The 14,974-nt window shown below is 47.7% G+C and carries 13 protein-coding genes; 4 read left to right on the top strand and 9 right to left on the bottom strand.

Going from position 1 to position 14,974, the window contains the following annotated elements; genetic code table 11:
* Window positions 1-15 precede the first annotated feature (15 nt).
* Together KTO58_RS00825 and KTO58_RS00820 are read left to right on the top strand one after the other, a co-directional pair.
* Window positions 16-474, top strand: coding sequence for an Xre family toxin-antitoxin system antitoxin (locus KTO58_RS00825; RefSeq protein WP_157753301.1), 459 nt, complete (start codon window positions 16-18; stop codon window positions 472-474).
* Window positions 475-581: 107 nt separating this feature from the next.
* A complete protein-coding gene (locus KTO58_RS00820; RefSeq protein WP_225859998.1) occupies window positions 582-1,073 on the top strand; it encodes an RES family NAD+ phosphorylase in 492 nt (163 codons plus the stop codon).
* 79 nt (window positions 1,074-1,152) lie between these two features.
* Here the strand turns inward: KTO58_RS00820 and KTO58_RS00815 are convergent, their stop codons facing one another.
* The 9 genes from KTO58_RS00815 to trpS all read right to left on the bottom strand — a co-directional run bounded on the left by KTO58_RS00815 (window position 1,153) and on the right by trpS (window position 13,710).
* Window positions 1,153-2,475, bottom strand: coding sequence for an aspartate kinase (locus KTO58_RS00815; protein WP_095841213.1), 1,323 nt, complete (start codon window positions 2,473-2,475; stop codon window positions 1,153-1,155).
* Window positions 2,476-2,523: 48 nt separating this feature from the next.
* Window positions 2,524-3,597, bottom strand: a complete 1,074-nt coding sequence (locus KTO58_RS00810; protein WP_095841214.1) for an Ldh family oxidoreductase — start codon at window positions 3,595-3,597, stop codon at window positions 2,524-2,526.
* 31 nt (window positions 3,598-3,628) lie between these two features.
* Window positions 3,629-3,943 (bottom strand): DUF3467 domain-containing protein, encoded by a 315-nt coding sequence (locus KTO58_RS00805; RefSeq protein ID WP_095841215.1) that lies wholly within the window; start codon window positions 3,941-3,943, stop codon window positions 3,629-3,631.
* Window positions 3,944-4,090: 147 nt separating this feature from the next.
* Complete coding sequence (locus KTO58_RS00800) at window positions 4,091-5,587, bottom strand: SusD/RagB family nutrient-binding outer membrane lipoprotein (protein WP_157753302.1); 1,497 nt, start codon at window positions 5,585-5,587, stop codon at window positions 4,091-4,093.
* A 28-nt stretch (window positions 5,588-5,615) separates the two neighbouring features.
* On the bottom strand, window positions 5,616-8,816 hold the full coding sequence (locus KTO58_RS00795) for a SusC/RagA family TonB-linked outer membrane protein (protein WP_095841217.1): 3,201 nt from the start codon (window positions 8,814-8,816) through the stop codon (window positions 5,616-5,618).
* Window positions 8,817-8,992: 176 nt separating this feature from the next.
* Window positions 8,993-11,041 (bottom strand): ComEA family DNA-binding protein, encoded by a 2,049-nt coding sequence (locus tag KTO58_RS00790; protein WP_095841218.1) that lies wholly within the window; start codon window positions 11,039-11,041, stop codon window positions 8,993-8,995.
* A complete protein-coding gene (locus KTO58_RS00785) occupies window positions 11,011-11,832 on the bottom strand; it encodes a PorV/PorQ family protein (RefSeq protein ID WP_157753303.1) in 822 nt (273 codons plus the stop codon). Before KTO58_RS00785 ends, KTO58_RS00790 begins: the two co-directional genes overlap by 31 nt.
* Window positions 11,833-12,006: 174 nt before the next feature.
* Window positions 12,007-12,642, bottom strand: a complete 636-nt coding sequence (locus KTO58_RS00780; RefSeq protein WP_095841220.1) for a deoxynucleoside kinase — start codon at window positions 12,640-12,642, stop codon at window positions 12,007-12,009.
* A 57-nt stretch (window positions 12,643-12,699) separates the two neighbouring features.
* Complete coding sequence (trpS, locus tag KTO58_RS00775; RefSeq protein ID WP_225859997.1) at window positions 12,700-13,710, bottom strand: tryptophan--tRNA ligase; 1,011 nt, start codon at window positions 13,708-13,710, stop codon at window positions 12,700-12,702.
* 212 nt (window positions 13,711-13,922) lie between these two features.
* Here trpS and gatC point away from each other — a divergent pair, with 212 nt between their 5' ends.
* A complete protein-coding gene (gene gatC / locus KTO58_RS00770; RefSeq protein WP_095841222.1) occupies window positions 13,923-14,213 on the top strand; it encodes an Asp-tRNA(Asn)/Glu-tRNA(Gln) amidotransferase subunit GatC in 291 nt (96 codons plus the stop codon).
* 2 nt (window positions 14,214-14,215) lie between these two features.
* On the top strand, window positions 14,216-14,929 hold the full coding sequence (locus KTO58_RS00765) for an ABC transporter ATP-binding protein (RefSeq protein WP_095841223.1): 714 nt from the start codon (window positions 14,216-14,218) through the stop codon (window positions 14,927-14,929).
* The last annotated feature ends 45 nt before the right edge of the window (window positions 14,930-14,974 follow it).

The following is a 14,974-nucleotide window of genomic DNA, read 5'->3' as shown; positions in this document are numbered from 1 at the left end:
CAAATGTCGTTAAGTATGAAACATCAACAGAATCGGGAATACCCGATGCAGGAGCAGGCTTTGATGGTAGTGCATGACGCGCGAGCGGCCTATGCGGGTAGCCGGGGGTATTTTTACCTGATAGAATTATCCAGAGACGGGGTTATTAAGAAAGCATTGATGAACCTTACCCAGCAGTTGTCATTTTCTTTGTCCGAGATAGCACGTGTACTTCATGTATCAGAACGTACTTTACAAAGGTACCAGGATAACGAGAAGCTGGCGGCCGATTCTTCAGAGCGGGCCATATTACTGTCCCAGCTTTACCAACATGGTGCGGATGTCTTTGGTGATCTCGAGAATTTCAAGGAATGGATGCGTACTCCTCTGCCTGCCTTTAATTATCAACTACCTATTTCCCTCTTAGATACTACATTTGGCTTTCAGCTTATCGAAGATGAGCTGGGCCGTATTGCGCACGGTGTATTTGCTTAGCTGCGCGAAGCTGGCTTTATATGATGAGCCCTTCCTTGCAGGCATATCTGAATGCCTGTATTGTAGTATTATTTACTAACTATGATCACCTGAAAATATTAAGCTGTTTGTCAGCTATCCTTATGGAAGTATACAGAATCAGCAAGTGTGCCTATATACAAGACCTGACTGGTACCGGTGCCCGTTTATATGGGGGTCGTTGGAACAGTAAGGGACATGCTATTGTATATACGGCCGGCAGCCGGGCGCTGGCAGCCCTGGAGGTACTGGTGCATGTACCTTTGAAAAACATTGTACAGGATTTTTGCATTGCCACTATTGAGATCCCGGACGGGATCGCTATACAGACGCTCACGCGTAAGGAGTTGCCATCCGGGTGGCAGTCACTGGCGCCGTTCCCGGAGTTACAGTGTGTGGGTGACCAATGGATAGAGGAAGGTAAGTATGCTGTTTTAAAGTTGCCTTCTGTGGTGATACCGGAGGAGTTTAATTACCTGATCAATCCTTTACATCCGGAGGTAAGTGGTATCAAGATATTGAGCCAGCAGCCATTCCATTTTGATCCCCGTTTGCAGCAAAAGGACGAGGGAGTTACCTGACAACGTTTAATAGGATAATAAAAATAAAAGAGGGACCTAAGTGGTCCCTCTTTTATTTTATGTTGTTGCTGGAAATGGATCAATCGAGGTCGAACAATCCTTTGTTCAGCAGCTGGAGTGTTTTTTCTTTATACTGTCCACCTACCAGGATGGATATGTTGTGGCGGCTACCACCGTAGGAGATCATACGCAAGGGTACTTCGTCCAGTGCGTTAAAGAGCTTCTTCAGGATGGAGGGAGTGGCTGCCACTTCGTTGCCTACGATGGAAACGATGGATTGGTGGTGATCCAGCTCTACGGTACCGAAGGGTTGCAGTTCTTTCAGGACCTGGTCGAGATGCTGGTTATTATCGATGGTGATAGATACTGCCACTTCGGAGGTGGTGATCATATCGATGGGCGTGCGGTATTTTTCGAAGACTTCGAAGATCTTACGGAGGAAGCCATATGCGAGCAGCATGCGGCTGGATTTGATCTTGATGGCGATAATGCCATCTTTTGCGGCGATCGCTTTTACGCCATCACCGTTTGGCAGTTCGGTAATCAGGGTACCTTTTGCTTCGGGCTGCATGGTATTCAGTAATCTTACCGGGATATTAAAATGCTGGGCAGGCCAGATGGAAGCAGGATGTAATATTTTAGCGCCGAAGTAGGCTAATTCTGCTGCTTCGTCGAAGGACAGTTGTTCGATGGGGAATGTTTTGTTCACGACACGCGGGTCATTGTTGTGCATGCCATCGATGTCCGTCCATATTTGCACTTCTTCGGCTTGGATAGCGGCGCCGATGAGAGATGCGGAGTAATCGCTACCACCACGTTTGAGGTTGTCCACTTCTCCCCGGGCGTTGCGGCAGATATATCCCTGAGTTACGAAAATGGCCTGATCTTTATGTTTGGCGAGTAGGTTGCCCAGCTTGATCTTGATCTTAGGTATTTCCGGTTCCTCATATTCATCGATACTCATAAAGTCCAGTGCCGGGAGTAATACGGCTGGCAGGCCGGCTTCTTCCAGGTATACGCAAAAGAGTTTGGTGGAGAGCAGTTCTCCCTGTGCCAGGATGTCTTTATTCAGCGCTTCATTGAAAGATATCTTCAGAATGATATTCAGGAACTCAAAATGTTCGTCTACAATTTCTTTTGCTTTAGTGCGGGTGCTGTCTTGTTTGACCAGTTGCTGGCAGAAGGAGCGATAATGTTCTTCCAGCTTATCGATCTGCTGCTTAGCCAATTGTCTGTCGCCTGCGGCCAGGGAGGTACCTATTTCCACTAAAGCATTGGTAGTACCTGACAGGGCGGAGAGCACCACGATCTTAGGGTGCTGGTCAGCAGAGATCAGGTTTGCAACTGCATGCATACGCTCTGGTTTGCCTACAGAAGTACCACCGAATTTTAAAATTTTCATTGCTGTTACTTATTATATTTTAAAGTTCCGATTTCCTATGATGGTTTGTTAAAAGTCGAGTTTGAATTTCTGTCCTACATCCTGCAGGTCTTTTACTACGGGAGTCAGCAGAGGGATGCCGGTGTGTCTTCTTTCTTTTTCCATTTCTCTTTCGGGATCACCGGGGATGAGTACCTGGTGTCCGGCTACGGGGGTAGCGGATCTGAACCGGCTGATCCATTTATCCATATGGGATTTGAATTCATCGGCCGGGCGGAAGGCATCTACTCTCATGGCGCCGAAGAAATGTCCCAGTCCTTGTCCGACGGGGTCGGGGGCCAGGGGCAGGAAGCTGACGAACGGGGGTGCCCATGGGCCGTAGTTGGCCCCGGACAGTACTGCTGAAAAGATATCGACGATAGCGCCGAGGCAATAGCCTTTATGGCTTCCATGCTCCCTGTCACCACCAAGTGGCAGCAAGGCGCCACCATCTTTCAGTTCGTGGGGATTTGTGCTTGGCAGTCCTTCGTTATCTTGTATCCAGCCATAAGGGGCTGGTTCGTTTTTGCGTTGTAGTATTTCCAATTTACCATTGGCGGCGGTGGTAGTGGCAAAGTCAGCCACGAATGGAGGCTGTTTGCCTGCGGGTACTGCCACAGCGATAGGGTTGGTACCCAGCATACGTTCACGGGAGAAGGTAGGTGCGACCAGTGGGCTGGCGTTTGTCATAGCCATTCCTATCATATCGTGATCGAGTGCTTTCATGGCATGATAGCCAGCGATGCCGAAGTGATTGGAGTTTTTTACGCTTACCCAGCCGGTGCCAGCGATGGTTGCTTTTTGTATGGCGACCTTCATAGCGTAGGGGGCTACAACCAGGCCCAGTCCGCTATCTCCATCGACAACGGCGGTACTAGGTGTTTCGTGTACGATGCGGATATCTGGCTTTGCATTGATACGTCCGGCTTCCCAGAGGCGAACATAGCCTGTAAGGCGGGCTACTCCGTGGGAGTCTACTCCCCTCAGGTCTGCTGACAACAGTACTTCGCTGGCTACAGCAGCGTGTTCCAGCGAGCATCCCATCCGGATGAAGACCTCATGGGTAAATTGATATAGATGGTGGTAAGAAAAGGTATTCGCCATTCGGAAGTCACTATTTACGGATCACTGCTAATTATGCCTGGGCGGAGGGGCCTCCGAAGTTCATGGGCATAGAAACCGGGTCCTGGTCTTGTATGGGACCATGTACGGACTCATATTTTTTGATGTTTTCCATCATGGCCTTCATGAACCGTTTAGCATGCTGAGGAGTGAGAATGATGCGGGACTTTACGCGGGCTTTAGGCAGGCCTGGCATGACATTGACAAAGTCTACCACGAACTCTGCGTTGGAGTGGGTGATAATGGCCAGATTGGCATATATACCTTCTGCTACTTCTTCACTCAGTTCGATATTTAACTGGCTCTGTTCCTCTTGCTGATTTTCCATGTTGTTCGGTTTACGTGGTACAAAAGTATAAAAGAGCGCGTGAAAACAAGGTCTATTTTTTCATGGGGTAATAAGAGGGGGTATAAAAGCAAGAGCTGCCGGATGGCGGCAGCTCTTTCAACAGGATAATATGAAATTGGTCTATAATTATTGTTTGTCCCACCATACGCGGCCGTAGTAGGAGTTTTCGCTACTGTTAACAGTATACCGTGCAGCGGCTTGTTTATATGCGTTGGTGTTCAGGTTTCTTTCGTTGGAGCCGTAAGGGATACGGCGAGGTATTGCGAGGTTTGCCCCAGGGGCGGGAGCGAGTTCAGGAAGACCGGTCTTTCTCCATATTGCCCATCCTTGGCGGCCATCCGGAAAAAATGCCAGCCACTCCTGTGTAATAATCTTTTTGGTAGCATCTGTGGTCAATGCGATGGCTGGGGAAGCCATGAATGCATCAAATGCGGTCTGATCAAATACCCCCCATTGTTTCCAGGAAGCCTCAATACCGTTTTTGTAAGCGGTAGCGGCGTCCCCACCCCATCCGAGGTTCGCAGCTTCAGCTCTAGACAACCAAATATGTGCAGCTGTGAGGATATACATGGGGGAAGTTGGCTGCCTGTATGACGCAGCAAATGGACGTGCCCAGGTAGGGTTTGCATTTGAAAAAAGTACGGCATCTTCTCTGGTAAGACCGTAAGGGAATCCTACTTCGGAACTGCCAAATACGGCGCGGCGACGGTCATTAGTATTTTTCAGCTGATTGATCACCACATTTGTAACTGCCACATCGGATCTTTTGATCACTGCGGCGAACTCATAGAATGGGTTCATAAAACGTGCGCCACCCGGATAATCCAGTTTAGCATTCTGGCTATTATCTTCAATGACGCCTGCACTTAATGCGCTGTTATATTCTGTTTGTGCAGTGGCGGGATTGATTTTGGACATTCGAAGCGCTATCAGCAGGCGCAGCGAGTTGGCAAATTTGATCCATTTGTCTTTATTGCCGTTGAACCAGATATCTCCCTGAGGCATTTCACCACTATCGAATTGAGCGGTAGCTTCCTTGAGTTCTTTCAATAGATCGGGATAGATATCTTTTTGTTCTGTATATGGTACTGCGTCTGTATTTTTCAGTGCCTCTTTATATGGCATGTCTCCGTACTGGTCGGTGAGATTCCAGAACAGATATGCTTTTAATATACGAGCTACTGCAATCTGGTTCTTTACAGATCCATATAGCACTGCTGTAGCTGCGTTTTCGGGTTTAGAGACGTAGTTGATGATATTTTGCAGATCGAACAGATTTGCGCCCGGCATAATACCTACGTTATCTGCATCGGAACCTGCAAAGAAAACATCCCAGTTATAGTCTGGTATGGCATAACGAGCCTCTTCCGTGTATTGGCTTTGCGTGAAGTACTGGCAATACATACCTTGTGTACTTGTATTTCGATAGAAGTTACCATCGAATACGAGTCCACCGGTACCGGACAATACGCTAGTCAGCAATGCAGAGGGCACGGGGTTGGGAGTAGTGTTAGGATCAAAGTTAGTGTCTCCGAATTTATCAATCTTGCTACATCCTTGTCCCAGCGCTCCTAAAACGCCTAGACTTACGATAAATGTATATTTTAAGAATTGCTTTTTCATACTAAATATTTTATTGCAACGGATGTTTTTAGAAACTAAACTTAACATTAAAGCCAAGTGAGCGAGTACCAGGGAACTGGCCACTTTCACCAGCATTATTTGATATTTCTGAAGGATCAAAATTCTTCGCTTCACGATATATCAGCCATGGGTTACGGGCGAGTACGGAAACATACATACCTTTCACCCAGTTGGTAACACCCCACTTTCTGAGTGGTAAGTTATATCCAAGGCTTATTTCTCTCAGTTTCACAAACGTCAGGTCATGAATGAAAGGTTCAGCAATCTGGTTGTTATAGTATTGTTGGTAGTAGCGTTTTGCCGGGATGTATAAATCAACGGGGGTTTTACCATCTGCGGTAGAGACGCCGGTAACGTGTACACCGCCGCCATTGGCTACGTCGTCACGTACATTTTTACCTTTATCGTTGGTAGATGCGGTTACGTCCAGCAATCCAGAGAATGTTGAAAAGTTTTCTGTGAGGGAGAAGAACTTACCACCCACCTGATAGTCGACGCTGAAGGCCAATGTAAAATCTTTGTAGCTAAAGGTATTTGTCAAGCCACCTGTAATGCGCGGAACGATAGAGCCCCATTTCTTTTCGCTGTCGGTTACATATGTACCCAGTACCGGATCCAGTAGTGGTTGACCATCTGCATTACGTTTAATACCAGCGCCAATCAGTTGTCCCCAGTTTTCGCCTTTCTGCTGGAATGCACGAGCGAAGCGGGTACCGAATGCTGTGGCATCAAGTTGAATCCTGTCAACGTTGTTATACAGGGAAACTACTTTGTTGCTTAACAGATAAGAGAATGATTTGCTTACATCCCATGTGAAGTCTTTAGACTGAAGGATCTTGGCAGTCAGTAATAATTCGATACCTGTTCTTTTAACTCTTGCTGCGTTTACTACTCTGGTTGTGAATCCACCAGCGCCACCCACTGTCACTGGCAGTGGTGCGTTGTTATTGTCTTCATTATAATACAAAGCGTTCAGGCCGAATCTGTTGTCCAGGAAGCGTACGTCGAAACCTGCTTCATAGGTAGTGATCAGAGAGCCTTTGAGGGTTGAATCCGGGAAGGAGTTTGGTGTACGCATTACGATGTTGCTTCCCCATTGGAACTGGTCCAGTTTATAGGAGAAGTTGGCCTCATGGAATCCGAGGTCCAGTGGTTTTTTACCCCAGCTGGCAAATACTTTACCGAAGCTCAACCAAGGCAGCGCGTTGTGAGTAAGTTCACTAAAGATGAAGGTACCACCAACAGAAGGTGAGATCAGGCGGTTGCCACTTGAAGGCAGTGTAGAATACCAGTCTGCGCGTACTGCTGCGTTAATGTTGATGATGCGTTTATAACCGAACTCACCTGATGCGAAGAGGGAGTTGGTTTTATATGATCTTCTTATATTTTCGAGGCTGGGTTGGTCTTTTGAGTTGGTGATCGCGAAGAGATCTGGGATAATAAGACCATTTGAAGTTTTCTGAAGTGCTGTTTTCTCTTCTCTGGTAAAGATGTTACCACCTGCTGTCACATTGATATCAAAGTCGGTGATCTTTTTATTGTAGGTAGCGATCAACTCGTAGTTGGTTTCATCATAACTTTCCAACCGGGTATCGTAGCTAGCCAGTTTACCGGTTTGTCCACCACTTCTTTCGATGATGGATTTAATTTTATTTTCTCTGTTTGTTGTTAACAGGTCTTTTCTAATGGTACCTCTTAAGCTTAATGCGTCATTGAATTTGTAGGTCAGGAATGCATCTCCGAAGAGTCTGTTCCTGGTCTGGTTGTAATCAATGTTATCAAAATAAGCATATGGATTATACCAATAGTTATTTTTCCAATAGTCTGTCGGGCCTAAATCGAGATAGGAGTCGGGGTTGTTACCGTTCCATCCGGCGAGGGTACCGGTAGGGTTTCTGAGGCCTCTCAGTTCTCTCAGTTTGCTCATATCCAGTTCTCTGTGGAACCACTGAGAGAAGTTACCAGCGGACTGGTTGCTATAGGCATCATCAAATTCTCCTCTGATATTTGTGGTGGTGTAGTTAACATTTGCGCCTGTAGTGAAGTGAGGATTCAGGTCGTATGATCCATTGAAAGACAATGCATTCCTTTTTGAGCTGGTACCAGGTAGCATCCCTTTAACGGATTGATTGGTATAGGAGATGCGCATATTGTATTGTTCTCCACCTTTGGTCAATGCGACGTTAGTATTACTTGTGATACCGGTCTGATAGAAATCTCTTACGTTATTAGGTTGTGCTTGCAACCTTTCTGTTTTACCAGTGTACTGTGTACCAGGTATCCAAGCGTACCAGGGTGCATATTCCTGTCCTTCTATGCGTGGGCCCCAGCTGGCATCATCTGTGTGATCCAGGTAGGATTTTCCATCGAGGGCTTTCCATTCGTCGGGCATACCTGCTTCATACTTAAACGGAATGAGAGAGCTTACACCACCGCCTGCGTATTGGTTTTGGTATTTAGGCAGGATATACACTTTATCGAAGGTGATACCTTGGTTTACTTCAATTCCGAAACCGCCTTTAGATCCTTTCTTCGTAGTGATCATAATGGCACCGTTTCTGGCACGACCGCCCAATAGTGCTGTTGCGTTCGCACCTTTCAGGATTGTCACATCTGCGATGTCATTGGGGTTAATTTCAAAAGCACCTACGATCGTACCATCTACTACATAGATAGGATCTACGTCTTTCAGTCCAAGGCCACCACGAATACGCAGGAAGCCCTGTGCATCGAGTTTCATAGGCGATTGTCCTTGAAACTGCACACCTGCCACTTTACCCGCCAATGCATTGTTTACATTGGTTTGTGGGATTACATTAAGTTGTTCTGTACCGATTACCTGGGAGCTATAGGAGGTATTACGCTGGGCTTTCTTAATACCGAAAGCGCCGGTTACTGTTACCTCTTTTAAGTTTACGTCAGAAACATTGAGTGCAACGGCAACGATATTGCCTGACCCAACAGTAATTTCTTTGTCCTCCATCCCGAGAGCGGAAACTTTTAAGACGGTGCCGGTTGAAACTTTCAACACGAAACGTCCATCAGCGTCTGCGGTAGTACCAGAATTTGTCCCTTTGATTTGTACAGTTGCGAAAGGTATAGGGGCTCCGTCTGAGCCAGTAACTTTACCTGAAACCTGGCGTTGTTGTCCATAGGCCAGGCTTACACTCACCAAAAAGATGGTGAAAAAGAGTAGAGCCTTTTTCATAAAAGATTTAGATTTTGGTTGACAACAGCAATTTATATAAATTTTTTCCTTACTCCCAATAAAAATTTAACAGAGCTTTAACCTGTGAGAAAAACCAAAATTCTAAACAACTTAGAATCAGCTCCTTGAAAATCGGGACCTGTACATTTATTTTACACACGGAAATTTAGTTGCTGTTAAAAGAGGTATTGCCATTGACACTGAAATGTATGCTTCGCTGCGCCATTAATGCGGTCCCAGCCACTACCTATGAACTGGCGATCTTCGTATAATGTCTGATGCCAGCGTATCCATGCTGTGATGCGCCGGTTGCATTTCCATTCTCCCTGCAGATAATATTGCCAGCCGCGGCCGGATAGCTGTGCCACTGCGTAATTGTATAACATGCCCCCTTCGGTGATATAGAGGCGGTTGTCGCTACCACCTGTATTAAATCTGGTACCTCTTGCCGACCAGCGCCAGTGGCTGTTTAACGGCTTATATCGTAGTTCTACGTAAATGACTCCCCCTTGTTGGATCATGGCATTCTTATTTATATACTGCCATTCCGCTCTCGTACGACAAATGAGGTATTTACCTAACGGGAAACTGGTTTGCAGGCGGATACTTTTCTCTATTGCTTTGTTGACCGGTCGTATGAAGCTGCTGTCGTCTTCAGCAGCGATGGGGCGTTGTTGTACGTGCCAGGCGAAGTAGCAGGTGATCTGTTTACGCGGGGTATAGGTAAACGCCAGCAGGTATTCGCTGCCGGCGGAGGGTGCATTGATCCGATATTTTAACCAGGGGAAGCGGTATCTATCTGCGAATGCGTCGAGATAGAGGCGTTGATGCAGTTTTAGTCTTAGAGCAGCGTATATTCCCTGTTCATTGACATTCTGATAGCTTTCGCCGAATGCGTGTGCATACAGTGATTGATAGGCTCTATGGTAGCTTCTATATAACACGGCGATATCTACAGCAGGGGCTACACTGGCGAGTGCCCCCATTACTACTGCCGGTTTGCGATTGCTGCTCATAGCGATCTCTCCGAAGTAATGTATGTTCTTCCATGTCAGGGCATAGTCGATACTTCCTGCCAATAGTTTATTTCCATGGAAGGTAAAGCGATTATAGGCGGCGGTGGCCTTTTGCAGCGGAGCGGATAATTGGTGAGCGATCATATTGAGACCAATGTGCCAGTTGTCCCGGTGATAGGAAAGGTTAGCACCGGCAGTGAGTTGCCGGACGGTTCCTTTTTTGGTATTCTCGTTGATAGAACGATGATAGCCGGAGGTGGTGAAGGCGGTGATCCATTCCAGCGTATCTGTCGAGACGAGGTTGCCATCCAGGCGGCGGGAGGAGCCGAAGGCGGTGAGTTGCCAGGCTTTTTGTTGTAAGGTGATGCCGGCTCCGCGGAAGAAATTGAATTCTCCTGCGGATGCATAGGGTCGCAATATATCGCCCTCCCGTTTTATCTGCATGACGGCAGCGCTTTTGTCGAATGCCAATGCTTGCCAGTTGAGGAGTCCTTGTCCGAGATTGGCGGTGAAGTCTCCTATTGCCAGTGCTTTTATGTGTTTATAATCCCGCAGGAACAGGTGTGCGCTGTAGAAGTCGAAGCCTTGTTTTTGTGTTCCTTTAAACAACTGTTCGCCTGCATCTTTTTCCATCAGGAGGCCCCAACTTATATGCCGAGGGAGGCTATAACGATATCTCAGGAGGAGTTGATCGGGACTGCCGGTATAATGTGCGGCGGTGGTATCTGTGCGGTGGTAGCCTCTAGGGGCTGGTAGTTGCCGGTCATATCTGATCAGCAGCTGGTGAGTGCCTTTGCGGAGATAGTCCCGCGGGGTTACCGCTTGTGTGGCGTCGTTGACGGTTACGTAGGGCAGTAACTGTATGATCACGGAGGTATCGTACCCTGGTATGGCTTGCAGTTCATAGATCGCTAGGAATGGCCCCATGAGTCTGCGGTAGTTGAGTAGCTGTGTTACTTGCAGGGGGTCCAGTATGCCGAGTGCTGTGAGGGTGGCTGCGTCGGCTTTGTTGAGGTCGATCTTGTGCCTGCTGAAGGATTGTAGTTGCTGCCAGTGGTTGTCATCGTCTGGTAGTTCGGCACGTGCGGTCTGGTTTTCCAGCTGGGTTTCGGCTGCGATGTTTTCCTGTGCCCGGGAGCGAAAGGTTGTTAACGACAGTGATAGCAGCAGGATAAGTGTCAGCCTGCAATTTTTCTTTTTTGTTGCCATATGATGGTGAGTCCCGGGGTGATACCGAGTATGGGGTGATAGGAAGCGGATATACGTAGCCGGAGGGATTCCCAGCTGCAGTCGACGGCGGCGGTATTCAGCTGTGGGGTGGTGGAAATGCCCAGCATGATGGCTAGTGGCTGGACTATCCTGTATTCGAGCATGGCTCTTGCGTTGAGGGGTTGTGTTTGTTCTTTGACGACCTCTGCGCTGAGCAGGCAATTGCGGGACGCTTCGTATCCGATGCCGGCGGACCAGATGGACGGTAACGGTTCGCGGGTGGCGCCTATTTGCTGTGCGGCGGGGTTGATGGTATGCAGGCCGGCGTGCCAGCTGTTGTTGATATGGAACAATATGCCGGCTTCAGCGGTGACGGTGCTGGCGGCTCCGTAGGTGGGTATGGACCGGGAAAGATAGTCCAGCTGCAGGCCTATGCTGATCTTGGTACCTAAACGGCGGCCATAGGCGAGGGCTATTTTTTGTTCTTTGTAGGCGGTAAATCCATACTGTTGCGCGGTGAGTCCGAAGGTACCGGTGGATATGGGTACGGCAACGGTGGCGGTGTAGGTATTCATTGCATTGATCATGAAGCGGCGTTCTGCGTGTATGCCGGCGGTGATGGTGGTGATATGGGCCAGTGCGGCCTGGTTTTGCTGGGGTGTAAATGCATGTTGAAAGTGCAGGCTGTAGGTACCTGTTGTCTGGTATTTGGCAGCGGGCAGCCAGGCGGGTTGAGCCTGGAGTGCAGGGGCCATACATATACACACGACGAATGAAACGATCTTTCTCATGGGGTTATCTATACGCTATATGGTGCTACAGCATTTATTGCAAGGGGTATTCCCTTGTATCATTCAAACGTGTGTGTATTTCTCTGGAAAATGATGGTTAACTGAAAGTGGAGTACTAATATACAAAAAAAAGCAAACGGCAACTTATACGTGAACAAGTTGCCGTCAATTTATTTAAAACAGTCCGTGGAGCTGTGCGTCTATTTTGTTGATGATCTCTCCGAGGTCTTCTTCGCTTTCGGGGAATTTGTTTTTATCGATATCGATGATGAGGAGCGGACCTTCTTTATATTTTTCTATCCAGTTGTTGTAGAATTCGTTCAGGCGTTTGAGGTAGTCGAGCCGGATATTTTCTTCGTACTCACGACCTCTTTTCTGTATTTGTGCTACGAGTGTGGGTACGGAAGCCTGGAGGTAGATCAATAAGTCGGGCGGTTTGACCATTGATTTGAGTGTTTCGAAGAAATTGAAGTAGTTATCGAAGTCTCTTTTGGTCATGAGGCCCATTTCGTAGAGGTTGGGTGCGAAGATGTGGGCATCTTCGTAGATGGTTCTGTCCTGGATGACGGTGTCTCTGCCGTTTTGTATTTCGAGCAGTTGTTTTAATCTGCCATGCAGGAAGTATACCTGGAGATTGAACGACCAGCGTGGCATATCTTCATAGAAGTCATTGAGGTAAGGATTATGTTCTACGTCTTCGAACTGTGGCGCCCATTTATAGTGTCTGGCCAGCAGTTCTGTGAGTGTAGTTTTGCCTGCTCCTATATTTCCCGCTATTGCGATGTGTTTGATCTTATTATTTTTTGCCATGCTGAATGATAAGTCGTAAATCTTTTTTGTTTTGTCCCTATGGATAAAGATATGTGATCAATAGTAGTTGATACCGATATGTTTTCTGGCTTTGTTGAGGGTAGCGGCGGCGCTTTCTCTGGCTTTTTCTGCGCCGTATTTCATGATACGGTTCAGGTAGGTTTGGTCTTGCTGGAGTGCGGCTGCGTTTTCGCGGATGGGTGCGATAAAGCTGACCATATCTTCTGCCAGTTGTTTTTTCATATCGCCGTAACGGATGCTTTGGTCCTGATAGGTGGTTTCGAAGTGTTGGAGCACATCGGGAGTGGAGACCAGTTGCATGAGCTGGAACAGGTTTTCCACTGATTCGGCGCGTGGTGCGCCTGGTTCTACGGGACCGCTATCTGTTTTTGCTTTCATGATTTTTTTGCGGATGGCGTCGTCGGCATCGGCGAGATAGAGGGTGGCCATTTCGTTTTCGCTTTTGCTCATTTTGCCGTTGCCATCGAGGCTGGGGATGCGGATGAGGTTATCGCCGAAATTGAAGGCTATTGGTTCGGGGAATACGTCGCCATAGCGATTATTGAATCGTTGTGCGAAGTTGCGGGCCATTTCCAGGTGTTGTTCCTGGTCTTTGCCTACGGGTACTTTTACGGCGCGGTGGATGAGGATATCTGCGCTCATGAGTACGGGGTATGTGAGGAGGCCGGCGTTCACGTTTTGTGGTTGCAGGCGTACTTTGTCTTTGAAAGTCGGTACTTTTTCCAGTTCTCCTTTGTAGGCCATCATATTGAGGAGGAGATATAGTTCTGCGATCTCAGGAATATCGCTTTGGGCGTAGAGGGCTACTTTTTCCGGATCGAGGCCGGAGGCGATATTTTCTGCCAGTACGCGGAATACGCTGGCGCGCAGGTCTTTAGGATCTGGGTGTGTGGTAAGTGAATGCCAGTCGGCTACAAAGAAATAGCAATTGTAGTCTTCCTGCATACGGATATAGTTGCGGATAGCGCCGAAATAATTTCCTAAGTGTAAAAAACCGGTGGAGCGGATGCCGCTTACCACTATTTCTTTTTCATTAGCCATACTCATAATGGGGTGCAAGTTAAGAAATCTGACAGAGCAATTGCCACGGAACGGTTACAATTTCGCAGCGGCGGGGATGTATTACCGGGATGGTGGTGTTGTTGGCGGATGTGGGTATTGGGCATGGAGTGGTTGGCTGGGCTCACCATTTATCCTTAATTTTGGCAACGCTTATAATTATCTATAATAATTCATTACCTTTTCGTTTAATTTGATCTATGGAAGTAAATGACGCATTGGTGTTACAATTGGCAGCTCTTTCCAAGCTGGAGTTCAGTGAGCGGGAGCGGAAAGATATCCGGCATGATCTTCAGCAGATGATCACGTTTGTGGACAAGCTGAATGAGTTGAATACAGCAGATGTAAAGCCCCTGCTTCATCTCACGGAGGAGTACAATGTGCTTCGTGAGGACCGTGTGATTACGTCAGTAACGCGGGAGGAAGCGCTTAGTAATGCCCCACTGGCCAGTGAAGAGTACTTCAAGGTTCCAAAAGTTATTAAAAAATAGATATGCATCCACAGGCTGTTATCCACCTGGAAGGTATCCGGAAAAGTTATTATATCGGCAAGAATGAGTTGCCGGTATTGAAAGGTATTGATCTGGATATTCGTAAAAATGAGTATGTAGCATTGATGGGGCCATCCGGCTCCGGTAAATCGACCCTGATGAACATATTAGGATGTCTGGACACCCCTACAGACGGCCGGTATGTATTGAGTGGACATGATGTGAGCAAGATGGAGGACAATGATCTTGCGCATGTCCGTAATAAGGAGATTGGTTTTGTATTCCAGCAGTTTAACCTTATGCCCCGTCTTACAGCGCTGGAGAATGTGGCGGTGCCTTTGATCTATGCCGGTGTCAGCAAAAAGGAGCGGGAGGATAAGGCCCGAGCTATGCTGGAGAAGGTGGGATTAGGGGAGCGTTACAAGCACAAACCTAATGAGCTTTCCGGTGGTCAGTGCCAGCGTGTGGCGATTGCGCGAGCGCTGGTGAATGATCCTTCCCTTATTCTTGCGGATGAGCCTACTGGTAACCTGGATACGAAGACCTCTATTGAGATCATGGAGATCTTTGGTAAGATCCATGCTTCGGGCAATACGGTGGTGTTGGTGACGCACGAAGAGGACATTGCGGACCATGCGCGCCGGGTAGTGCGGTTGCGAGATGGTGTGGTGGAGACGGACAAGCTGAATCCGAAGTACCTGGAGGTGCAATCTTAGCCGTGATATTGGACAGTAAAGGTGGTGGCTGCGTCTTATCTTTGG

The organism is Chitinophaga pendula, from assembly GCF_020386615.1.
Classification (GTDB): domain Bacteria; phylum Bacteroidota; class Bacteroidia; order Chitinophagales; family Chitinophagaceae; genus Chitinophaga; species Chitinophaga pendula.
Note: the sequence above shows the minus strand (reverse complement) of the source record. Positions and strands in the feature narration are given on the sequence as shown.